Source organism: Streptosporangium sp. NPDC003464 (genome assembly GCF_053588315.1).
The window spans coordinates 1-19766 of the sequence record NZ_JBSFPS010000099.1 but is presented as its reverse complement, the minus strand read 5'-3'; the positions used below and the strand labels follow the sequence as shown (position 1 = coordinate 19766).

General features: G+C 72.2%; 22 protein-coding genes. 12 read left to right on the top strand and 10 right to left on the bottom strand.

What is annotated here, in order from left to right:
• Nucleotides 1-2 precede the first annotated feature (2 nt).
• Genes ACWDS7_RS22370 through ACWDS7_RS22360 form a run of 3 tightly spaced genes read right to left on the bottom strand, consistent with a single transcriptional unit; the run spans nt 3 to nt 2177 of the window.
• Complete coding sequence (locus tag ACWDS7_RS22370) at nt 3-140, bottom strand: hypothetical protein (RefSeq protein ID WP_451930832.1); 138 nt, start codon at nt 138-140, stop codon at nt 3-5.
• Nucleotides 137-1558 carry a pyridoxal phosphate-dependent decarboxylase family protein gene (locus ACWDS7_RS22365; RefSeq protein WP_451930831.1) on the bottom strand — a complete coding sequence of 474 codons (1422 nt, stop codon included), beginning with the start codon at nt 1556-1558 and terminating at the stop codon, nt 137-139. Before ACWDS7_RS22365 ends, ACWDS7_RS22370 begins: the two co-directional genes overlap by 4 nt.
• A complete protein-coding gene (locus ACWDS7_RS22360; RefSeq protein WP_451930830.1) occupies nt 1551-2177 on the bottom strand; it encodes a helix-turn-helix domain-containing protein in 627 nt (208 codons plus the stop codon). Before ACWDS7_RS22360 ends, ACWDS7_RS22365 begins: the two co-directional genes overlap by 8 nt.
• Nucleotides 2178-2476: 299 nt before the next feature.
• On the opposite strand from ACWDS7_RS22360, the gene ACWDS7_RS22355 reads away from it, so the two are divergent.
• The 3 genes from ACWDS7_RS22355 to ACWDS7_RS22345 all read left to right on the top strand — a co-directional run bounded on the left by ACWDS7_RS22355 (nt 2477) and on the right by ACWDS7_RS22345 (nt 5529).
• On the top strand, nt 2477-3619 hold the full coding sequence (locus ACWDS7_RS22355) for a sensor histidine kinase (RefSeq protein ID WP_451930829.1): 1143 nt from the start codon (nt 2477-2479) through the stop codon (nt 3617-3619).
• Nucleotides 3616-4314: a response regulator gene (locus tag ACWDS7_RS22350; protein WP_451930828.1), complete on the top strand. Its 699-nt coding sequence runs from the start codon at nt 3616-3618 to the stop codon at nt 4312-4314. Before ACWDS7_RS22355 ends, ACWDS7_RS22350 begins: the two co-directional genes overlap by 4 nt.
• Before the next feature lie 177 nt (nt 4315-4491).
• On the top strand, nt 4492-5529 hold the full coding sequence (locus ACWDS7_RS22345) for a hypothetical protein (RefSeq protein ID WP_451930827.1): 1038 nt from the start codon (nt 4492-4494) through the stop codon (nt 5527-5529).
• A gap of 70 nt (nt 5530-5599) precedes the next feature.
• Here ACWDS7_RS22345 and ACWDS7_RS22340 read toward each other — a convergent pair whose 3' ends face one another.
• Nucleotides 5600-6505 carry an alpha/beta fold hydrolase gene (locus ACWDS7_RS22340; protein ID WP_451930826.1) on the bottom strand — a complete coding sequence of 302 codons (906 nt, stop codon included), beginning with the start codon at nt 6503-6505 and terminating at the stop codon, nt 5600-5602.
• A 114-nt stretch (nt 6506-6619) separates the two neighbouring features.
• Between ACWDS7_RS22340 and ACWDS7_RS22335 the strand changes: the two genes are divergently transcribed.
• Nucleotides 6620-7321 (top strand): winged helix-turn-helix transcriptional regulator, encoded by a 702-nt coding sequence (locus ACWDS7_RS22335; protein ID WP_451930825.1) that lies wholly within the window; start codon nt 6620-6622, stop codon nt 7319-7321.
• A gap of 204 nt (nt 7322-7525) precedes the next feature.
• Here the strand turns inward: ACWDS7_RS22335 and ACWDS7_RS22330 are convergent, their stop codons facing one another.
• From ACWDS7_RS22330 to ACWDS7_RS22320, 3 genes are all read right to left on the bottom strand, one after another.
• The gene (locus ACWDS7_RS22330; protein WP_451930824.1) at nt 7526-8500 is read right to left on the bottom strand and encodes a ketopantoate reductase family protein; all 975 of its coding nucleotides are present in this window, start codon (nt 8498-8500) and stop codon (nt 7526-7528) included.
• Nucleotides 8427-9350 carry a glycosyltransferase family 2 protein gene (locus ACWDS7_RS22325; protein ID WP_451930823.1) on the bottom strand — a complete coding sequence of 308 codons (924 nt, stop codon included), beginning with the start codon at nt 9348-9350 and terminating at the stop codon, nt 8427-8429. Before ACWDS7_RS22325 ends, ACWDS7_RS22330 begins: the two co-directional genes overlap by 74 nt.
• 354 nt (nt 9351-9704) lie before the next feature.
• On the bottom strand, nt 9705-9989 hold the full coding sequence (locus tag ACWDS7_RS22320) for a hypothetical protein (protein WP_306865806.1): 285 nt from the start codon (nt 9987-9989) through the stop codon (nt 9705-9707).
• A gap of 225 nt (nt 9990-10214) precedes the next feature.
• Here ACWDS7_RS22320 and ACWDS7_RS22315 point away from each other — a divergent pair, with 225 nt between their 5' ends.
• The 4 genes from ACWDS7_RS22315 to ACWDS7_RS22300 are packed head-to-tail and all read left to right on the top strand — an operon-like array spanning nt 10215 to nt 13769.
• Nucleotides 10215-11648 carry a helix-turn-helix domain-containing protein gene (locus tag ACWDS7_RS22315; RefSeq protein WP_306865808.1) on the top strand — a complete coding sequence of 478 codons (1434 nt, stop codon included), beginning with the start codon at nt 10215-10217 and terminating at the stop codon, nt 11646-11648.
• On the top strand, nt 11648-12553 hold the full coding sequence (locus tag ACWDS7_RS22310) for a phosphotransferase enzyme family protein (RefSeq protein WP_306865810.1): 906 nt from the start codon (nt 11648-11650) through the stop codon (nt 12551-12553). Before ACWDS7_RS22315 ends, ACWDS7_RS22310 begins: the two co-directional genes overlap by 1 nt.
• Nucleotides 12554-12576: 23 nt before the next feature.
• Nucleotides 12577-13011, top strand: coding sequence for an SRPBCC family protein (locus ACWDS7_RS22305; RefSeq protein WP_451930822.1), 435 nt, complete (start codon nt 12577-12579; stop codon nt 13009-13011).
• 5 nt (nt 13012-13016) lie between these two features.
• Nucleotides 13017-13769 (top strand): IclR family transcriptional regulator, encoded by a 753-nt coding sequence (locus tag ACWDS7_RS22300; protein ID WP_306865813.1) that lies wholly within the window; start codon nt 13017-13019, stop codon nt 13767-13769.
• A gap of 160 nt (nt 13770-13929) precedes the next feature.
• Here ACWDS7_RS22300 and ACWDS7_RS22295 read toward each other — a convergent pair whose 3' ends face one another.
• The 3 genes from ACWDS7_RS22295 to ACWDS7_RS22285 all read right to left on the bottom strand — a co-directional run bounded on the left by ACWDS7_RS22295 (nt 13930) and on the right by ACWDS7_RS22285 (nt 16193).
• Nucleotides 13930-14478, bottom strand: a complete 549-nt coding sequence (locus tag ACWDS7_RS22295) for a dihydrofolate reductase family protein (RefSeq protein ID WP_451930821.1) — start codon at nt 14476-14478, stop codon at nt 13930-13932.
• A gap of 292 nt (nt 14479-14770) precedes the next feature.
• On the bottom strand, nt 14771-15643 hold the full coding sequence (locus tag ACWDS7_RS22290) for an SRPBCC domain-containing protein (protein ID WP_451930820.1): 873 nt from the start codon (nt 15641-15643) through the stop codon (nt 14771-14773).
• Nucleotides 15636-16193 carry a helix-turn-helix domain-containing protein gene (locus ACWDS7_RS22285; RefSeq protein WP_451930819.1) on the bottom strand — a complete coding sequence of 186 codons (558 nt, stop codon included), beginning with the start codon at nt 16191-16193 and terminating at the stop codon, nt 15636-15638. The genes ACWDS7_RS22290 and ACWDS7_RS22285 overlap by 8 nt, the downstream gene beginning before the upstream one ends.
• 132 nt (nt 16194-16325) lie before the next feature.
• Here ACWDS7_RS22285 and ACWDS7_RS22280 point away from each other — a divergent pair, with 132 nt between their 5' ends.
• The 4 genes from ACWDS7_RS22280 to ACWDS7_RS22265 all read left to right on the top strand — a co-directional run.
• A complete protein-coding gene (locus tag ACWDS7_RS22280; RefSeq protein WP_451930818.1) occupies nt 16326-17504 on the top strand; it encodes a 4-hydroxybenzoate 3-monooxygenase in 1179 nt (392 codons plus the stop codon).
• Nucleotides 17497-18174, top strand: a complete 678-nt coding sequence (gene pcaH / locus ACWDS7_RS22275) for a protocatechuate 3,4-dioxygenase subunit beta (protein ID WP_306865824.1) — start codon at nt 17497-17499, stop codon at nt 18172-18174. The genes ACWDS7_RS22280 and pcaH overlap by 8 nt, the downstream gene beginning before the upstream one ends.
• Nucleotides 18174-18635: a protocatechuate 3,4-dioxygenase subunit alpha gene (locus tag ACWDS7_RS22270; RefSeq protein ID WP_451930817.1), complete on the top strand. Its 462-nt coding sequence runs from the start codon at nt 18174-18176 to the stop codon at nt 18633-18635. The genes pcaH and ACWDS7_RS22270 overlap by 1 nt, the downstream gene beginning before the upstream one ends.
• Nucleotides 18636-18770: 135 nt before the next feature.
• Nucleotides 18771-19766 (top strand): sulfite exporter TauE/SafE family protein (locus ACWDS7_RS22265; protein ID WP_451930816.1); only part of this gene is annotated, 996 nt, incomplete at its 3' end.

The following is a 19766-nucleotide window of genomic DNA, read 5'->3' as shown; positions in this document are numbered from 1 at the left end:
GATCAGGCGGGGGACGGCTCCGGCGCGGCGTGCTCGCCGAGCGTGTCGGCCAGGGTGTCCGGCGTGCGGGACCGGACAGCGTGCCATCCGTGCCGGCGGGCCACCCCGCCGAGGTCGCGCACCAGCACGCGGGTGGTCACCAGGCGATCTCTTCCGCGGCCGCGCGGATCTCGTCGAGCAGGACGGCCAGGTCCTCCTCGGTGGTGTCCGGGTGGAGGATGCAGGCGCGCAGGGCGTCGTCCGTGCCCAGGCGGGTGCCGGTGAGGAAGGCGTTGCCCCGCCGCTGGACGGCGGTGGGGATGGCGCGGTTGAGCGCGTCGAGCCGGTCGCCGGTGACCTCCGGCGCCGGGCGGTACCGGAACGTGGCGATGGAGGTGGTGACGGGGGCGAGGAGGTCGAAGTCGCCGGCGTCGTCGACCATGACGGCCAGGGTGCGGGCGAGCCCCACCGTGTGGTTCACGAGCCGGGTGATGCCCTGCCGGCCGAGATGTGACATCGTCGCCCAGGTCTTCAGCGCCCGGAAGGGGCGTGTCTGCTCCGTCCCGTACTCGGAGAACCAGCCGAGCTCGTCGGCGTTGTCGTCCTGCAGGTAGGCGGGAACCAGGCTGAAGGCGTCACGGGCCGCCGACGGGTCGCGCAGCAGCGCGCACCCGCAGCCCACCGGGACACCGAGCCACTTGTGCGGATCCAGCGCCAGCGAGTCCGCCCTGTCCATCCCCGCGTAGCCGGGGGCGGCGCCGTCGGCCAGGACGCCGAGCGCGCCGTAGGCGCCGTCGATGTGGAACCACAGCCGGTTCTCGGCGGCGACGTCGGCGATCTCGTCGAGCGGGTCGACGGCGCCGGTGTTGACGGTGCCCGCGCTCGCGGCCACGCAGAACGGCCGCAGGCCCGCCGACAGGTCCTCGGCGATCATCGACCGGAGCGCGCGGACGTCCATGCGGTAGGCGCCGTCGACCGGCACCGTGCGCACCTGCCGCGCCCCCAGCCCGAGCAGCTCGGCAGCCTTGCGCAGGCAGCTGTGCCCTTCGGCCGAGACGTACAGGACCATCGGCGCCCGCCCGGACAGCCCTTCCTCGCGCGCGTCCCATCCGTCCTGGCGTGCCGCCCGCTGCCGGGCGGTGGCCAGGCAGACGATGGTGGCCATGGACGCTCCGCTGGTCAGCAGCCCGCCGCCCGGCGGATGGGGGTAGCCGACGAGGTCGGCCAGCCAGCGCACGACGGTGCGCTCCAGCAGGGGGCCGGCGTGCTCGCCGCCCGCGCAGCTCGGATTCAGGGCGGCGGCCAGCGGCTCGACGAGCACGCCCGCCGGGGAGGGCGGGGAGTTCACCCAGCCGAAGAACCGGGGATGCCCGTTGCCCATCGGATGGCGCATCACCCGGCCGCGCACGTCCTCCACCAGCTCCTCCAGCCCCCGGCCGGTCTCGGGCAGCCGCTGGGCGGTCAGCCAGAGGCGGTCGTCGGCCGGCACCGGCCGCCAGACCGGCTCCTGGCGGACGTGCCCGAGGTGGTCGGCCATGAGGTCGGCCGCCTTCCCGGCGGCCTGGCGCAGCTCATCCATCGAGCATCCCCTTTCGCGGACCGTGGTGCGCGGCCGAGGGGCCGCCCAACTCCATGGCCAGGTAGTACACACAGTCGGTGTCGCCGTCGTTGGCGAAGGCGTGGCGGCAGTCACCCGGGTAGTAGGCCGAATCCCCGGCGTGCAGGGCATGCGGCCGGTCGTTGAGCGTGAGCCGCAGCCGGCCGGACTCGACGGCCACGTATTCCCGCGATCCCGGCGCGTGCGGGGCGAACTCCCCGGCGTCGACGCCCGGGCCGATGGTCGTCCGCATGAACTCGAACTCCACCTCCGGCAGCACGGGAGACAGGATGCGCCGTTCCCATCCGGACGGGTCGCGCAGCACGCGCTGCTCGGCCCGGCGGAGCACCCGCGGCGTCCGGCGCCCGGGCTCGTCCAGCAGCCGCGCGATCGAGGTGCCCAGCGCCGTGGCCAGCCGGTCCAGGACGAGCACGCTCGGGGTCTTGGCCCCCCGCTCGACCTCCGACACCATGCTCCGGCTGATCCCGCTCGACTCGGCCAGCCGTTCGATGGACAGCCCGCGGGCGTGGCGCTCGGCCCGGATCCGCGAGCCCAGCTCGGCCATCGACAGACCGCTGGAGAGAACTCCGTCGTCTTCCACGCCCTCCACTATAGCGGTGATATTTCCACGATAGCGGAGAGGTCGGGCCGACGGCGCGTGAGGTGATCAGGGCGGGGACGGGCGCGAGGGCGCGGGCGCACCGGGGCCCCAACATACTTCCTCCGGTGCAGCCCGTACCTCGGACGGTGCAGGCCCGGATGACGGCCGGCGGACGACGCGGCCCGGACGCGGCCCGCCCTAGCGTGAGATCACCGGTCTCCCGGTCACGGCTCTCCCGGTAACCGGTCTTCCGGTAACCGCTCTCCCGGTCACCGCTTCTCCCCGAGGAAGGACCCCGCATGGCCGAACCGTCCCCGCAACGTGCACCCGCTTCCGTCCGTCACTCCGCCACGATCGTCGACCTCGTGCTCGCCGCCCTCACCGTGGTCTTCTTCGTCGCTGTCGCCCTCGCCACCGGGGTGCGCTCACCCTGGCAGGGCACGATCCCCCTCGCCCTGTTCCTCGGCGCTCTGCTGCTCCTGCGACGCCGCCGGCCGATGGCCGTGCTGCTGCTGTCGATCGCCGCGATCTTCGTCTACCATCTCGCCCGGGAATCCCCCGCCGGCTGGATCTGGCCGGCGTCGGTCGCCTACTTCACCGCCGCCGCCACCCCCCGCGTGCGCTGGGTGGCCGCCATCGGCGTCGCCCAGCTCGTCTACTCCGCCGTCGACTTCCGGTGGGTCCTCGACAGGAACGTGGTCCGTTACGTCATCCACGTCACCGGCGAGGGGCTGCTGCTGGCGGCACTCATCGCCGCGGGACTCGCCTACGCCGCCTCGCTGCGCCGGCGCGAGCGGCTGCGCGAGGCCGACGCCCGCGCCCGCGCCGCCGAGGAACGGCTGCGCGTCTCACGCGAGGTGCACGACATCGTCGCCCACACCCTGGCCGTCGTCGGCGTCCACCTCAACGTCGCCGCCGACGCACTCCAGGAGGAGCCGGCCGAGGCCGCCGCCGCGCTGCGCCTGGCCCAGGACGTCAGAGGCCGGGCGATGGCCGACCTCACCTCCCTCATCGACGTCCTGCGCGAGGGGCCCGGCAGTACCGCGCCCCAGCCCGACCTCGCCTCCTTAGGCACGCTCATCGCCGATGCCCGAGCCACCGGGCTGGAAGTGATCTTCGACGAGCGCGGCGACCCCTCGGCCGTCCCCGCCGCCTCCGCCGTCGCCGTCTACCGTGTCGTCCAGGAGGCCCTGGCCAACACGCTCAAGCACTCCGGGGCGGCCAAGGCCGAGGTGACGATCGACTACCGGCCGCGCTCGGTCACCGTCGAGATCGCCGACAACGGCCACGGGGGCGACGGCGGCGCGGGCGTCCCCGAGGGGCACGGCCTGGCCGGCATGCGCGGACGGGTGGGCGCCCTCGGGGGCGCGCTCACCGCCGGCCCGGTCCCCGGAGGCTTCGCCGTGAAGGCCGACATCCCTGTGGCAGGCTCGTCACTGTGACGATCAAGGTGCTCCTCGCCGACGACCAGGCACTCGTGCGGGCCGGTTTCCGCAGCCTCCTGGCCCGCTCCCGGGACGTCACCGTCGTCGGTGAGGCCGCCGACGGCGAGGAGGCCGTACGGCTGGCCGCGAGCACCCGCCCCGACGTCGTCCTCATGGACATCCGCATGCCCGGCACCGACGGCATCGCCGCCACCCGCCGCATCGTCACCGACCCCGCCCTCCCCGGCTGCCGCGTCATCATCCTGACCACCTTCGACACCGACGAGCACGTCTTCGCCGCGCTGGGCGCCGGAGCCAGCGGCTTCCTCACCAAGGAGGTCGAACCGGCCGAGCTGCGCCGCGCGGTCGCCGTGGTCGCCGGCGGGGACGCGCTGCTGTCCCCGGGCGTCACCCGCCGCGTCGTCGAGCGGTTCGCCCACCGGCGGGACCTCGCTCCCGGCGTTCCCGGTGCCGGGCGGCGGCTGGCCGCCCTCACCGCCCGGGAGCTGGAGGTGGTCCGGCTCGTCGCGCTCGGCCTGTCCAACGACGAGATCGCCGGACGCCTCGTCATCAGCCCGCTCACCGCCAAGACCCACATCACCAGGGCCATCGCCAAGCTGGACGTGCGCGACCGCGTCCAACTGGTCATCCTGGCCTACGAGAGCGGCCTGACACAGCCCGGTGACCTCGGCCCGGACCCAGGGCGCCGGTAGGACCGTGGGAGGCGTGCCACGCCGAGGCCGACGGCGCTGATTCCGCAATGCCGCCGAGCAACGACCTGTCATCACGTGCAGGGCGTCACGGCGCATCTTGCCGCCGACGGGGACGATCCGGCAGAGTTGATCGGCGCCTGCGGGCTGATGCCGGGCATGGACCGATCAGGAGGGTGCGTGGTCGCAGTGGGGTGGTGGGTCCGGGGTGTGCTGACGGCACTCATGGCCGTCGTCTTCCTGGCCGGTTGCTCCACGGGCGCGGCGCCTCCGAAGATCCCGCGGTCGCAGCCGTCCTGGCATTTCCTGGGCGGCGATGGTTCGCGTGTCGCGGCCGACGATATCTGCCCGAAGGGTAAGGGGCCGAGAGGATTGGACTGCCGCTCGAAAGCTCCGGGATACGGAGCCTGTGTCAAGCGTCATCCGGTGAAAGCCTCCGCCACGTTGTGCCAGCAGGCGTTGATCGTCCGCATTGAATGCAGATTCGGGGAGCGGGCCCCCTTCCGTAGTGGAGCGGACTGCGCCAGGTCGTTCGACTCCTATCTGGCGTGCCGGACGGGGACTCCCAGCAGGTCCGACGAGGTGTGCGCCGCGGGTGAAAGAGAGCTGTCACGCTGTCCGGGCCATTTCGATCCGGCCGGCGACTTCGACTGCGTGAAGGCGCGGGACGCCTACTACGAGTGTCGCGACGACGGGCGGGGCGACGACGCGTTCTGCTCGACATATATCGAGGTCCTCGGTCTGTGCCAAACGTTGAGGGTCGGCTGCTCCGATCTTCTCGACAAATATCTCGTGTGCGCGGGTGAGGGTCTCTCTCCGAACGAGTGCGCGTTCGGGCTCAAGATGAGAATCAACTGCCTGCGGGATCTCGGGGACGGCATCTTCCGGCAGGCCGCGACATGTGACTCCGTCTGGCGTGATTCCATCAGGGACTGCGATGGCACTCGGGGACTTGAGACAGACGGCCCCACTCCCTGTACGGGTGGCGCGACTTGGGACGTAGCGAGCTACTCGATCTGTGAAAAACAGGGTGAACCTGCCGAAACGGTTGGTGTGGCCTACGTGTATCCGTTGAGCGGAGGCGCCAGCCATACACCTGTCTGCTGGGCGCCTGAGGACGGGGACCGCCCCATGATCGAGGCGGCCACGCACGCCTCCGGCGGGCGGGGCGTCCGCGCCGTACACCACCACGGCGAGACCCGCTACGGACCCATGTGATCACCGTCTGCGGCGCCGTGCGCGCCGGGCGGCGGTCGGGCCGGGGATCAGGGGTCGCGCCCGCGGTCGTTCACCGCACGCCGAGCTCGGTGTGTCCGACGATCGCCGGGATGACCGTGTCCCACACCTGGCGCGGCGGCATCTGGTGGCCCATGCCGGGCAGCGGGACCAGCCAGGCCCCGGGGATCTCGCGGGCCAGTGCCTCGGCGTGCCCGTAGGGGAAGAGCGGGTCCTCGGTGCCGTGCAGGACCAGGGTCGGTGCGGTGATCTCGCCGAGGCGGGAGCGGATCGGCCCGCTGCCCTCGATCATCCAGTGGTTCGACGCGGCGGCCGGGACCGGGCTGCGATCGAAAGCGCGCCCGGCGGTGCGGCGTACGTGCTCCTCGTCGACCGGGATCGTGCCGGAGAAGGCGTGCTCGGCGGCGAGGAAGTACGCGATGACCGCGTCGCGGTCGGACCAGTCGGGGCCGGGGGCCGGCTCCTCGAACATCTTGGCCAACGGCTCGCTCATCGGCGGCAGGTCGGGATTGTCCGGACCGCCGGGCCCGCCGGGGCTGGTGGACATCAAGGTGAGTGACAGGACCCGTTCCGGGTGCTCGATGCCGAACCGCTGTGCCAGACCCCCGCCCATCGAGACGCCCACGATGTGCGCTGCGGCCAGGCCGTACGCGTCGAGCACGCCGACCGCGTCGGCGAGCAGGTCGTTCTGCGTGTACGTCGGCGCGCCGACCGGGAACGTCGTGGAGCGGCCGGTGTCGCGGGTGTCGTAGCGGATCACGTAACGGCCGGACGCGGCGAGTCGGGCGGTGAAGTCGTCGTCCCACCAGTCCATCGACGCCTCCGCGCCCGAGATGAGCAGGATCGCGGGGGCGGCCGGGTCGCCGAAGGCCTGTACGGCCAGCTCGACGCCGTTGGCGTGCACCGTCTCCCGGGGGGTGGACCGGGACGGGCCCGTGGTCGGCTGGCTGTCGTGCATGGGGTGCCTCCTCGGCCGGGGACGAGTGTGTCTCGCCGTAACCATACTTCGATAATCGAAGTTGATGCTACTATTTTCGTAGTAAAAGTTGGTCGGCTACGGGACGAGGTGGCGATGGCAAGCGCGAAGAGCCCTGAGAAGACCTCCGGGCAGGCCGCGGAGAAGGCCGGGAAGCGGACGTACGGGCAGGCGTGCCCCATCGCCCACGCGCTCGACATGATCGGCGAGCGCTGGGCGCTGCTGGTGGTGCGCGAGCTGCGCCTCGGGCCGCGCCGCTACGCTGACCTGCAGGCCGCCCTGCCCGGACTCGGCCCCAGCGTGCTCGCACAGCGGCTGCGTGACCTGGAGGCGGTCGGCGTGCTGCGCAGGCGTACGCTGCCCCCGCCGGCGGCCAGCAGGACGTATGAGCTCACCGAATGGGGCGCCGAGCTGGAGCCGGTGTTCGCGGCGCTGCGGACCTGGGGCATGCGCTCACCGGTCGTGCCGCTGACCGGAGGGATCAGCGCCGACACCGTACTGCTCGGCCTGCGCGCCTTCTTCGTGCCGCAGCCGGACGCGCCGTGGACCGCGACGTACCGGATCACCCTGGAGCGCGACGTCTACCGCGTCGAGGTCGTCGACGGCGAACTCGTCACCGTCGCGCGCGGCCAGGCGTCCGGCCCGGCTGACGCATGCCTTGAGAGCGACCACCTCGCGCTGCAGTCCGTGCTGAGCCACGAACGTTCACTGACCTCGGCGATCGGCGACGGCGTGCTCACGGTGACCGGTGACCTCGAGGCGGTCAGACGACTGGTCGACGCGGTCCCCCCACGCTGACGGTCACCCACGCCTGTCCCGACGGGTCCGGGCGCAGACCCACGAGACGGTCCGCGCCCCCGAGCCCCCCGCCGCCGGCGGATCGCCGGGCCGGCCGCTTTCTGCGACGAGAAGGTCGAGGTCCACGTGGACGGCGTCCTGCGGGAGCGCCCGGCGTCGGAGTTCGCGTGATCAGCCCAGCGTGTCGAGCGGGGGCCGGCGCCGTCAGCGGGCGCCGGAGGCGGCGGCGTGGGCGTCGATCAGTCCGGTCAGGGTCCGGGGGGACATCGAGCCCGGGAGGAGCCGCTCGCGGGCTGAGCGGTTGGCCTCGCGCCGGAGCACCTCGTTGGCCGGTGTGGGGATGCCCAGCTCCCTGCCGAGCAGGACGATCTCGCCGTTGAGGTAGTCGGCCTCGATCGTGCCGCTGCCCCTGGCCAGGCTCTGCCAGGACGAGCCGCCGCCTCGCGGGTCCCCTCCGACCGGCTCGGTCCGCACCTGGTCGCCGCGCCTGGCGGCCTCCTCGTCGGGGGAGGCGTAGGCGATGCCGGCCGCGTCGAGGACCGCCCTGCCCTCGGCCGTCACCCGTTCCAGGATCGGCTCGTGGCCGGGCGCGTGGCCGCAGAGCGCCTCGTAGGCGTTGCCCAGGTTGCCCAGCAGCTTGGCGTACTTCCACCGCATCACATCGGGTACGGCGGATCCGGCGAAGAAGCTCTTGCGGAGGTCGGCGGCGAGCTGTTCGGACAGCTCGTCGGTGCCCCCGGGGTAGAGCCCGAGCTGCAGCATGCCGGACATGGGAGCGCCGTAGGCGGTCACGGCGCCGGGTTCGAGATGGGAGGAGGGCAGCCAGACGCACATGCCGTACACGTGGTCGAACCGCCGCAGCGCCATCCGCTCGTTGGCCACCCCGTTCTGCGCGCACACCACGGGCAGGTGCCGCGGCCAGGGGTCCAGCGCGGCGACCGTGTCCTGCGACTTGACCGCGAGGATCAGCACGTCGTCGTCGCGGAGCCGGACCGGCCCGGAGGCGGCCGGGATGTCGAGCGTCTCGGTGGAAGCGGGGGTGGCCAGGCGCAGGCCGTCGCGCTTGAGCGCGTCATAGTGCGCGCCGCGGGCGACGAGCACCACGTCATGCCCGCTCTGGAACAGCCTTCCTCCGATGGTCCCGCCGACGGCCCCGGCCCCCACCACTATGTAGCGCATGATCCAAGACTGGCACATTCCGTTCCGTCGGGGCCGGCAGGGGCATCCGCGCGGGCCCGGCGGACGCGGCCGGGGTGGACGGGAGCGTGGCGGACGCGGCCGGGGCGGGCGGGAGCGTGGTGGACGGGAGCGTGGTGGACGGGACCGCGACGGGCCGGGCCGTACGGCGGGCGCGTTCGCGCAGGATGGTCCGGAGCACCCGCAGGCCGTCCCGTACGGCGTGCAGGTTGCTGACACCGTGGATGCGGCAGCGCTCGTGGCTGGGGACCTCGCGGATCACGAGGCCGGCCCGGGCGGCGCGGACGTTCATCAGGGTCTCGATCTCGAAACCGTCGCAGTCGAGGGCGAGGGCGCCGAGATGGCGTGCCCAGAACGCGTTGTAGCCGTAGCACAGGTCGGTGTAACGGGTGCCGTACAGCAGGTTGGTCACCAGGGTGAGCATCCGGTTGCCGAGCGAGCGGGTGGGGCTGATGTCGTCGGAGCCGCCTCCGGGGGCGTAGCGGGAGCCCTTGGCGAAGTCGGCGCCCTCGACCAGCGTGGTCACGAAGGCGATGATCTCCCGGCCGTCGGTGGACCCGTCGGCGTCGATCATGACGATGATGTCGCCGGTGGCGGCGGCGAACCCCTCGGTGAGGGCGTTGCCCTTGCCCCGGCGGGTCTGGGTGACGACGCGCAGGCCGGGACGGAGGGCTCTGGCGACGGCGACGGTGTCGTCGGTGGAGTTGCCGTCGACGAGGACGACCTCGTCGATCCAGGCGGGCAGGGTCGCGAAGACGTGTGGCAGGTTGGCGGCTTCGTTCAGAGCGGGGACCACCACGCTGACACTTGCGGTGAACGGGGTGTCGGTCATGAGGACAAGGTCCGCCGGGATGCCTGCAGGCCGCTTGACGGCCTCTTGCAGGGAGTGATCTCGCTCCTTGCAGCGCGAGATCCCGGTCTCCGCGGCGCGGGTGCCGGGCTCCCTCGCGGGGGCGGGCTCGGGGACCGGCGGTGGGGGTGTCCGGCGGGGAGCGCCGGTCGACTCTCCGCCGTCGGCCTGTCCCGGCTGTCAGAAAGGCAGTTGCCTGCCTGAGGGGCTCCGCAGGTCGAGCGGGGCCGGCTCACGCGGTGGACGCGGACGTTGGATGACCTGAATCCTTTTCACGGTCGCGCTCCCTTCTGGGCTTGATCAACGGGTGCTACCCATGTGAAGCCCAAGAATCACCTATCTGCGTATCACATGAAGCACACTAGCCACACGTTCCGCAGCCGTGGCGACATCTTCGGCATGTCCGATGCGTCCGGCCCAGGACAGCCAGAACCACCATTCGCCGTCCGCCTCGTGGGCGGCGAGGACGTCCTCCGTCCTGGCCGGGACCATCGGATTGATCACATGAAGGCGGGGGAAGAGCCCCGCGGGAGCTTTCAGACGCACCTGGAACGAGTGCGCCTCCAGTTGGGCGGCTAGCCGTCGTAGATGGTCGACGGCCTCGCCGTGCTCTGCCGTCATCCGGATCACTCCTGGCGGGCGATGGGGGCTTTCCAGCAGAGTGCGGTTTTGCGGCAGGTCAGGCAATCGGCCCCGCTTCAGACCGGGGTGGGGATCAGTGGAATAGACCGGAAACTCACCGATGTTCCGTGGAAAACCCGCGGATAAAGGGAATGCAATGCACAGGCACGCTTACGCTGTGGTGCGCTCTCGTTAATCTTGTGTGAACAGCGACCGGGAGGCGCCGTGGCCCGAGGTGAGCATTCGCCCGCGTGTGCGCGTCGCTGGCGCGGGCAGGCCGAGGCCCGCCAGTGGACGCTCTGGCAGACCACCCAGGCCATCCACGGCTGCTGCGGGGTGAGCCTGCTCAAGGCGCACCGGCTGGCCCGGGGATGGTCGGCCAGGCAGTCGGTCCAGGAGCTGGAGGAGCTGTGCGAGCGCCAGGGGCTCGGCGCGGCGCGGGCCAGCATCGACCTGCTCAACGCCTGGGAGAACAACCGGGCCAGGCCCCGGCCGCAGACCATCGACCTGCTGGCGCGGCTCTACCGGGCCAACGCGGTACGGCTCGGCCTGGCCGGCGACTACTGCGAGGACGACGGCGGGGTCAAGATCGTGGTCGTCTCCGGCGCCGAGGGCCGCTCGCCGTACCAGGCGGAGGAGCGGATCGACGACGACATGGAGCGCCGCGCGCTGTTCCACCACGCGCTGCTCGGCTCCCGGTTCGCGATGAGCGGGCGGCTGCTCGCCGAGGTCGAGCGGACCCGCCAGGACCTGGACCGCACGCTCGCCGTCGCCACCGTCTCCGAGGAGCAGCTCGACCGGCTCGACGAGCAGGTGCTGCGCTACCGCCGCGAATACATCACCAGCGCCCCGCTGCCGATGCTCTACCGGTTGATGCTGGAGCTGTCGGACGTGCGGACGCTCTCGGCGGCCCGCCAGCCCGCGATGGCCCAGCGCCGCCTGCTCAACGCCACCGTGATGCTCGCGCTGCTGTCGGCCGACGCGCTGATGAAGCTCGGCGACACCCGCCAGGCGCACGCCTGGTACGGCACCGCCCGCACCGCCTCCGACGACATGGGCGATCTGCGGCTGCGCGCCCTGGTCCGGGCGCAGCAGGCGATGCTCCCCTATTACTACGGCGACCTGGCCGAGACCGTACGGCTCGCCCGCGAGGCCCGGATGCTCGCCGGGAGCGCGCCCAGCTCCCCGGCGGCGCTCGGCGCGGCGGCGGAGGCGCGGGCGCTGGCCAGGATGGGCGAGCACAAGGCCGCCAGGATCGCGCTGGCGGAGGCCGAGCGGATCTTCGCCAGGATGCCCCCGGAGGGCCACGACCACCTGGCCTTCCGCTTCTCGGAGCGGCGGCTGCAGTTCTACCGGATCGGCACCCTGATCGAGCTGGGCGAGGACGTCGACTGGACGCCCGGCCCCTCCGGCCCCTACGCCATCGACCCGGTGCTCATCCTGCTCGACCAGGCCGCGCACCTGATCCGCGGCGGCAAGGTCGAGGACGCCTGCCACCTGGCCCAGAAGGCCCTGCTCCAGGTGCCGCCGGAGCACCGCACCTCCATCGTGGTCAACCGTGCCCGGGCGCTGCTGACGGAGGTACCGCCCGGCCGGCACAAGGCGGTGGCGGTGCGCCGCCTGAGCGAACTGCTCGCCGACGCCACGCCGGTCAGCTGATGGGCCCGCTCGCGGAGGAGGCGTTCACGGTCCTGCGCGAAGTCTGCGAGGATCTCGGGATCGACCACAGGGACGCCGAGCTGCTGCGGGTGCGCAGCAACGCCGTCTTCAAGCTGCGCAGCGAGATCGTGGTCCGGATCGCCACCGCGCCCAACGCGCTGACCCGCCTGCCGGTCGTGCTCGCGGTGGCCCGCTGGCTGGCCCAGCAGGGCTTCCCCGCGGTGCGCCCGGCCGACGAGATCTCCGAGCAGCCCGTGGTCCACGACGGAAGGGTCGTCACGTTCTGGCACTACGTCCCGGCCAGCGGCCGTCCCACCACCACGGAGCTGGGCGAGATCCTGCGCAGCCTGCACCTGCTGCCGGTGCCGCCGGTGGCGCTGAAGCGGTTCGCCGACCCGCTGTCGGAGGTGCGCCGCGCCGTGGACCGCTCCGAGGAGCTCACCGCCTGCCAGCGGGCCTGGCTGCGCGACCGCATCGCGGAGCTGACCGAACGCTGGGCGGGCCTGGGCATGGACGGCTCCCCGGTGCTGCTGCACGGCGACGCCTGGATCGACAACCTGCTGCGCTGCACCGACGGGCACGTGGTGCTCTGCGACTGGGACGGCGTCGCGGTCGGGCCGCGCGAGTGGGACCTGGTCCACACCTACCACGGCCAGCGCCGCTTCGGCCTGACGGCCGCCGACGTGGACGCCTTCGCCGACGCCTACGGCAGCGATCTGCGCTCGTGGCCGGGATACTCCACCCTCATGGAGGTCCGGGACATGTACGCCGTGGGCATCCACATCCGCAACGCCGGAGCCGACCCCTTCTCCCGCCGCGAACTGCCCCGGAGACTCGATTCCCTCACACGAGGTGAGCAACATGCCCGGTGGTACATGGCCGAACCCGTTAGTGTCTCCCAGTAAAAATCTTGAACGGGGGCAGAACGGTGCCGAAGGCAACACTTCGCCATACCTTCCACGTCCGCAACACTCCGGAGGCGCTCCGCGCGCACCTGAGCCAGCCGCAGAGCTATGTCGGGCTCTCCCCGCTGGTCGTCGCGGTCAAGGACATCCAGCAGGACGGAGAGGAGACCCGCTACACCTCGGTCGAGCGCTTCAGGTTCCTCGGCCTGGTCAACTACGACAACCTGATCAAGGTGACGCTGCGCAGCACGCCGCGGACCGTGGAGGGGAAGGTGAACAGTCCCGGCGGGGTGCGGCTGGACTACCGCTTCGCCCTCGCCGGGAAGGACGGCGGGACCGAGGTCGAGGACACGCTCGTGGTGCACGCCTGGAACGGCCCGCTGCTGGGCTACGCGGCGAAGAAAGCCCGCCAGGTGCAGCTCGCCCGTGCCGGGATCCTCGCCTCACGCCTAGGCTGAGGGACGTGCGGGCGCCGACGGTCACCGGGAAGGTCATGGCCATCCTGGGCGCGTTCCTGCCCGGAGACGCGCGATTGACCCTCACCGAGATCTGCCGCCGGGCCGAGCTGCCGCCGGCCACCGGGCACCGGCTGGTCAGGGAGCTGACCGACGGGGGTTTCGTGGAGCGGCTGCCCGACGGGTCCTACCGGGTCGGGATGCGGTTGTGGCAGATCGGCGCCCAGGCGGCCGAGCCGCGCGAGCTGCGCGAGCTGGCCCTGCCGTACATGGAGGACCTCTACGCCGCCACCCGGGAGAACGTGCAGCTCGCCGTGCTCCGCGGCGATCGGGCGCTGTATGTGGAGCGGCTGCGCGGGCCCACGTCCGTGCCGATCGTCTCGCGGGTGGCGGGAGAGCTGCCGCTGCACGCCACCGCCGTCGGCAAGGTGCTGCTGGCCTTCGCCGGACCCGAGACCGTGGAGCGGGTGCTGGCCGGTGGGCTCACCGCGCACACGCCCAGCACGGTGGTGGATCCGGTGCGGCTCCGGGCCGAGCTGCGGGAGATCCAGCGGACCGGCGTCGCCTGCACCCAGGAGGAGATGTCGCTGGGTACCTGCTCGGTCGCGGTGCCGGTGCGCGGGCCCGGCGACCGGGTGGTGGCGGCGCTGTCGCTGGTGGCCTGGCGGCACAGCGCCGACCTGCGGCGGCTGGCCCCCGCGGTGCTGACCGCCGCCGGTGCGCTCTCCCGCGACCTGGCCACGGTGTCGCGCCGGCGGTAGGGGCGGCGAGCTCGTCGCGGCGGCCCTCCGAGGGGTGGCCCTTCGAGGGGCGGCTCTCCGAGGGACGGCTCCTTGGGGCGGAGCCCTGGGGCGGTTCCTTCGGGGCGGCGCCCTGGGGCGGCGGCCACCACCGGCCCGGGTGGTGGCCGTCCCGGCCTGCTCAGGCGCCGGCCGTCCGGTAGGTGAGGACGACGACACCGGAGTCGAAGGTGGTGCTGTCGGCCAGTTCGACGGGGGTGGCGCTGCCGGGGCGGAACAGGGGCTCGCCCTCGCCCTTGATGACGGGGTAGATCCAGACGCGGTATTCGTCCAGCAGGCCGTGCCGGGCGAGGTCGTCGGTGAGCCGGCCGTTGCCCCAGATCAGGATGTCCTTGCCGGCCTGCTCCTTGAGCTTGGTGACCTGGGCGGCCAGGTCGTCTCCGGGGATCACGACCGTGGGGGCCCAGGCGCCGGTCTCGACCGGCTGGGAGGCGACGACGTATTTGGTGATGCCGTTGACGTGGTCGGCGTAGGGGTTGCCGCCCATGTTCGGCCAGGCCTGGGCCATGCCCTCGTAGGTGGTGCGGCCCAGCAGCAGCGCGTCGCACCCGGTGGTCATGGCGAAGGCGTAGGCCATCGCGTCGTCGCTGTTGTGCTGCATGGACCACAGGTGCGGGTTGTCGATGAAGCCGTCGAGCGTGCTGTAGGTGGAGGCGATGATCTTGCGCATCTCGGGGGTCCTTCCCGGGTCATGGTGATCGACCGACATGGACGGCGTGATCACGGTCGCTGGATGTGAAACGTCTTCACTGAACTTTCTGGGAGCCGGAGGGGTGGAGCGATGCCATGCCCCTGGCCCGGGGGTGCCGACCGGCCTCGGCGCCGGTCACGCCGGCCCGTCCCGCCCGCTCGCCCGCCACCGCTGCGGCGAGCGGCAGGAGTGTGACCGGAGCGCGGCAGGAGCGCGGCAGGAGCGCGGCAGGAGCGCGGCAGGAGTGTGGCAGGGATCGCTCCGCGGGGCGTCACCGAACGGTGGCCTCCTCGGCGGCCGCCCCTTCCGGGGCGTCCAGCCAGATCGGGCGCCAGTCGGCCAGCTCGTGGAAGCGGCGCAGCTCGGCGATGCCGCTGAGCCAGCCCATCCAGGTGGCGTAGGGCGTCTGCCCGGTGCTGAAGCCGCTCTGCACGAAGGTGAGCCGGGTCCCGCCGCCGGAGTCCTCCAGCTCCCAGGTGGTGACGCCGTAGTCGGCCCAGTCGACCGACAGAGTGCGGCCGGGGTCGAGGTCGATGATCTTCGCGGCCTGGCCTGCCTCGAAGCCGCCCATGGCGAAGCGCCCGCCGACGTGGGGCTCGATCTCGATGGGGAAGCCGAACCAGCGGCTGACCTTGCCGGAGTCGACGAGGGAGTCGTAGACCGCCTCCCGCGACGCGTCGATGACGACCTCTTCCCGGAGCCGCGCGGAGGTGAAGTCGCACATCGGGGTGAGGGGGCGGCCTTCGAGGTGGTCGACCAGGTTGGCGACGGCCAGCGCCCAGAAGGTCTGCAGCACGCCCCGGATGCTGGCGCCGGTGACGACGTCCTGGAAGTCGAAATGGGTCTGCGACAGCGTGATGACGGTCGACTCCGGGCTCTCCTCCGTCAGGCGGAACTCGACGGTGGTCTCCTCGCCGTCCAGCAGCCAGGCGAAGCGCAGGGTGTGGTCGTCGACGTGCAGGAGGCGCTGGTGGGGCTCCTGGCCCTCGGGAGTGTGGCGGCCCCAGAACGCGTAGCGGTGCGGCAGGTCGACCTCGGCGTGCTCGGCCAGCCAGACGCGCAGCGCCGCGGGGTCGGTCAGGGCGCGGTGGACCTCCTTGGCGGAGGCGGCGACACGGGCGTGCAGGGTCATCGGCTCACTCACGGGGCTCTCCTTTGGGGTAGCAGGCGACGGCGAGCTTGAAGGCGTCGCCTTCGGCGCCGCCGTAGCGGGTGAAAATGTCCCGCAGCGCGGTCTGCAGGTCGTTCAGGAACTCCTGGCGGCGCTCCGGCGGCACGTGGATCTCTCCGGAGACGCCGACGGACGGCAGCTCCGACGCCGTCCGGTCGAGCGCGGCGATGTCGGCCTGGACCTCCTCCATGAGGTCGAGCAGGTAGCCCAGGCTCAGTTCGTCCTGCGCCCTGCGCAGGCCGATCCGGCCGACCAGGCGGGGCGACAGCCAGTAGGCGCGGGCCCCGGCCTGGTAGATGCCTTCGTGGATGCCGCGCACTCTGCGCTCGGACACCTGCTCGACCAGACCGGCGTCGACCAGGCGTTTGACGTGGTAGTAGACCCGCTGCGGGGTCTGGCCGAGCCGGGCCGCGACCTCGGTGCAGGTGCGCGGCTCGGCGAGCTGCCGCAGCACCTCGACGCGCTGCGGTTTGAGCAGGGCCTCGGCCTGCTCGATCTGTTCCAGGTACAGGACTTCTCTCATCGCAAAAACAAACTAGTACGTAAAATTTGATTTTGTCAATGACTCCCGGACGGCTCGACCGCGCTCTCCGGCGTCTTCCGCTGAGCGGAAGACCGGGGCGCGGAGGTCGCGGCGGTGGGGAATGCTCGGCCCATGCGCACTCAGGTCGGGATCGTCGGAGCGGGCCCCGCCGGGCTGCTGCTGTCCCATCTCCTCCATCTGCGGGGCATCGACTCGGTGGTGCTGGAGTCACGCAGCAGGGAGTACGTCGAACAGCGCGTGCGGGCCGGCGTGCTGGAGCAGGGCACGGTGGACGTGCTCGACGAGGCGGGCGTCGGCGGGCGGATGCGCGCCGAGGGGCTGCCGCACCACGGCATCGAGCTGCGCTACGGCGGGGCCGGGCACCGGATCCCGTTCGAGCGGCTCGTCCCGGGCCGGGCCATCACCGTCTACGGCCAGCAGGAGGTCGTCAAGGACCTGATCGCCCGGCGGCTGGCCGACGGCGGGAAGATCCTCTTCGACGTCCCGGACGTCGCCCTGCACTCCCTCGCGGCCGACCCCTACCTGACCTTCCTGGGCCGGCGCCTCGACTGCGACGTCATCGCGGGCTGCGACGGGTTCCACGGGGTCAGCCGGCCCTCCATCCCCGACGGGGTCCTGTCGATCTTCCAGCGGGACTATCCGTTCGCCTGGCTCGGCATCCTCGCTCAGGTCCCGCCGTCGGCCGAGGAGCTGATCTACTCCCGCAGCGAGCGGGGCTTCGCGCTGCACAGCATGCGCTCGCCGGAGATCAGCCGCTTCTACCTCCAGGTCCCGCCGGACGCCTCGCTGGACGACTGGCCGGACAGCCGGATCTGGGCGGAGCTGCGGGCGCGCCTGGAGACGGTCCCGGGGTTCGCGCTGACCGAGGGGCCGATCATCTCCAGAGACCTGTCCGCGATGCGCTCGTTCGTCGCCGAGCCGATGCGCCACGGCCGGCTCTACCTCGCCGGGGACGCCGCCCACATCGTGCCGCCGACCGGGGCCAAGGGCCTCAACCTGGCCGTCGCCGACGTCCGGGTGCTGGCCGAGGCCCTGGCCGCCTTCTACGGGAGCGGCTCCACCGAGCTGCTGGACGCCTACTCCGACACCTGCCTGCGGAGGGTCTGGCGGGCGCAGCACTTCTCCTGGTGGATGACCACGCTGCTGCACACCTTCGACAGCGACGACGCCTACGGCAGGCGCCTGCAGACCTCCCACCTCGACTACGTCACCTCCTCGGAGGCCGCGGCCACCACGCTCGCGGAGAACTACGTCGGCCTGCCCTTCGACTCCGGAGCACCCCGTGACTGACGACCCGCACCCGCACCACCTCACCCCCGCCTACCGCAGCACCGTGCTGCGCGCCCCCGCGCATCCGCCGGTACGGCCCGCCGCCGACCCCGAGGCGGCGGAGCTGCTCGACCCGGTCTACGGCCACCAGGCGGTCGGGCCGCTGGACCACGACCTGACCAGGCAGCACGAGGGGGAGCCGATCGGCGAGCGCATCATCGTCACCGGCCGCGTCCTCGACGGCCGGGGCCGGGCGGTGCCCAACACGCTGGTGGAGATCTGGCAGGCCAACGCCACCGGCAGGTACGCCCACCCGCTGGACCTGCACCCGGCCCCGCTCGATCCCAACTTCACCGGCTTCGGCCGCTGCCTGACCGACGCCGACGGCCGATACCGGTTCGTCACGATCAAGCCGGGCGCCTACCCCTGGCGCAACCACCCCAACGCCTGGCGGCCGGCGCACATCCACTTCTCGGTGTTCGGCACCGCGTTCACCCAGCGGCTGATCACCCAGATGTACTTCCCCGGGGACCCGCTGTCCGCCCACGACCCGATCTTCCGGTCGGTGCCCCGGCCGGAGGACCGCGGACGGCTCGTCTGCGCCTTCGATCTGGACACCACCGAGCCCGAGTGGGCGCTCGGCTACCGCTGGGACGTCGTGCTGGGCACGACCCCCTTCGAGGAGGACTGATGCCGCCCCTGACCCCGTCGCAGACGGTGGGCCCCTTCTTCGCCCACGCCCTGCCGTACGCCGAGGGGCCCTTCGCGGTGCCCGAGGACCATCCGGACGCGATCGAGCTGCACGGCCGCGTCCTGGACGGCGCGGGCGAGCCGGTGCCCGACGCGCTGCTGGAGATCTGCCAGCCGGGCCTGTTCGGCCGCTGCCCGACCGGGGCCGACGGCTCCTACCGGTTCCGCACCGCCAGGCCGGACACCTACATCCCGCTCCTGGTCTTCGCCCGGGGCCTGCTCAAGCCGGTCTGGACCCGCGTCTATCCGGCCGGCGGCACGCCGCCGCCGGCCGGGCTCGACCCGGTACGGCGCGCCACCCTGATCGCCTCGCCGTCGGGGGAGCGGTCCTACCGGTTCGACGTCCGCCTGCAGGGGGAGGGGGAGACCGTCTTCTTCCACCCCTTCCCGCCGCCGGACTGATCTCCACGCGGGCCGGCGGGGCCGCGGAGCCGTCCGGATCTCGAGATGGGCTGTCTCACATTCACTTGACGGATCCCGTTTCCGCATTCACCATTTTTCCTACTAGCCAAGTCGGAAAAATGGGAGGGAGGTCTTGTGCGCGCGCTCATACTCCTGGGTCTCGTGGGGTTCGCGGCACAACTGGTGGACGGGAGCCTGGGCATGGCCTACGGCGTCACCTCGACGACGCTGCTCCTGGCCGTCGGCACCAACCCCGCGGCCGCGTCGGCCACCGTCCACCTCGCCGAGATCGGGACCACCCTCGCGTCCGGCATCTCACACTGGCGCTTCGGCAACATCGACTGGAAGGTCGTGGGGAAGGTCGGCATCCCGGGCGCCGCCGGCGCCTTCGCCGGCGCCACCTTCCTGTCGAGCCTGTCCACCGAGGCCGCCGCCCCGGTCATGTCGATCATCCTGCTGACCCTGGGCGCCTACGTCCTGGTCCGCTTCACCGTCTCCGGCCTGCCGCGCGGCAACCTGGGCAAGCCGCTGCGCAAGCGGTTCCTCGCCCCGCTCGGCCTGCTCGCCGGATTCGTCGATTCCACCGGCGGTGGCGGCTGGGGGCCGATCGGCACCCCGGCGATCCTGGCCAGCGGGCGCCTGGCGCCGCGCAAGGTGATCGGCTCCATCGACGCGAGCGAGTTCCTCGTCGCCATCGCCGCCAGCGCCGGGTTCCTCCTCGGCATCGGCTCGGAGAACATCGACCCCGCCTGGGTGGCCGTCCTGCTGCTCGGCGGCGTCGTCGCCGCCCCCATCGCGGCCTGGCTCGTCCGCCACATCCCGCCGCGCATCCTGGGCTCCGCCGTCGGCGGCCTGATCGTCCTCACCAACGTGCGGACCCTGCTGCGCAGCGACTGGATCGGCGCCTCCGGCGGTGTCCAGGCGGCCGTCTACATCGCCATCGCCCTCATCTGGGCCGGCGCGATCGCCTACTCGTTCCGCGAGTACCGCCGCGACCGGGTCCACGAGTCCGTCGAGGCGGTCGAGTCCGCCGAGCCGGTCCACCAGGGCAGCGGCCGGCGGGCAGGCGCGATCAGGACGCTCACCGGGTGCGCCTTGCTCGGGCCGGCGCCCCACCGGGGCAGGTCGAGT

What these genes read in the sequence shown, in the direction of transcription:
- ACWDS7_RS22365 (WP_451930831.1), bottom strand. Translation starts at nt 1,558, where the DNA reads ATGGATGAGCTGCGCCAGGCCGCCGGGAAGGCGGCCGACCTCATGGCC.
- ACWDS7_RS22355 (WP_451930829.1), top strand. Translation starts at nt 2,477, where the DNA reads ATGGCCGAACCGTCCCCGCAACGTGCACCCGCTTCCGTCCGTCACTCC.
- ACWDS7_RS22340 (WP_451930826.1), bottom strand. Translation starts at nt 6,505, where the DNA reads ATGCACGACAGCCAGCCGACCACGGGCCCGTCCCGGTCCACCCCCCGG.
- ACWDS7_RS22335 (WP_451930825.1), top strand. Translation starts at nt 6,620, where the DNA reads ATGGCAAGCGCGAAGAGCCCTGAGAAGACCTCCGGGCAGGCCGCGGAG.
- ACWDS7_RS22330 (WP_451930824.1), bottom strand. Translation starts at nt 8,500, where the DNA reads ATGCGCTACATAGTGGTGGGGGCCGGGGCCGTCGGCGGGACCATCGGA.
- ACWDS7_RS22325 (WP_451930823.1), bottom strand. Translation starts at nt 9,350, where the DNA reads ATGACCGACACCCCGTTCACCGCAAGTGTCAGCGTGGTGGTCCCCGCT.
- ACWDS7_RS22320 (WP_306865806.1), bottom strand. Translation starts at nt 9,989, where the DNA reads ATGACGGCAGAGCACGGCGAGGCCGTCGACCATCTACGACGGCTAGCC.
- ACWDS7_RS22310 (WP_306865810.1), top strand. Translation starts at nt 11,648, where the DNA reads ATGGGCCCGCTCGCGGAGGAGGCGTTCACGGTCCTGCGCGAAGTCTGC.
- ACWDS7_RS22295 (WP_451930821.1), bottom strand. Translation starts at nt 14,478, where the DNA reads ATGCGCAAGATCATCGCCTCCACCTACAGCACGCTCGACGGCTTCATC.
- ACWDS7_RS22285 (WP_451930819.1), bottom strand. Translation starts at nt 16,193, where the DNA reads ATGAGAGAAGTCCTGTACCTGGAACAGATCGAGCAGGCCGAGGCCCTG.
- ACWDS7_RS22280 (WP_451930818.1), top strand. Translation starts at nt 16,326, where the DNA reads ATGCGCACTCAGGTCGGGATCGTCGGAGCGGGCCCCGCCGGGCTGCTG.
- ACWDS7_RS22270 (WP_451930817.1), top strand. Translation starts at nt 18,174, where the DNA reads ATGCCGCCCCTGACCCCGTCGCAGACGGTGGGCCCCTTCTTCGCCCAC.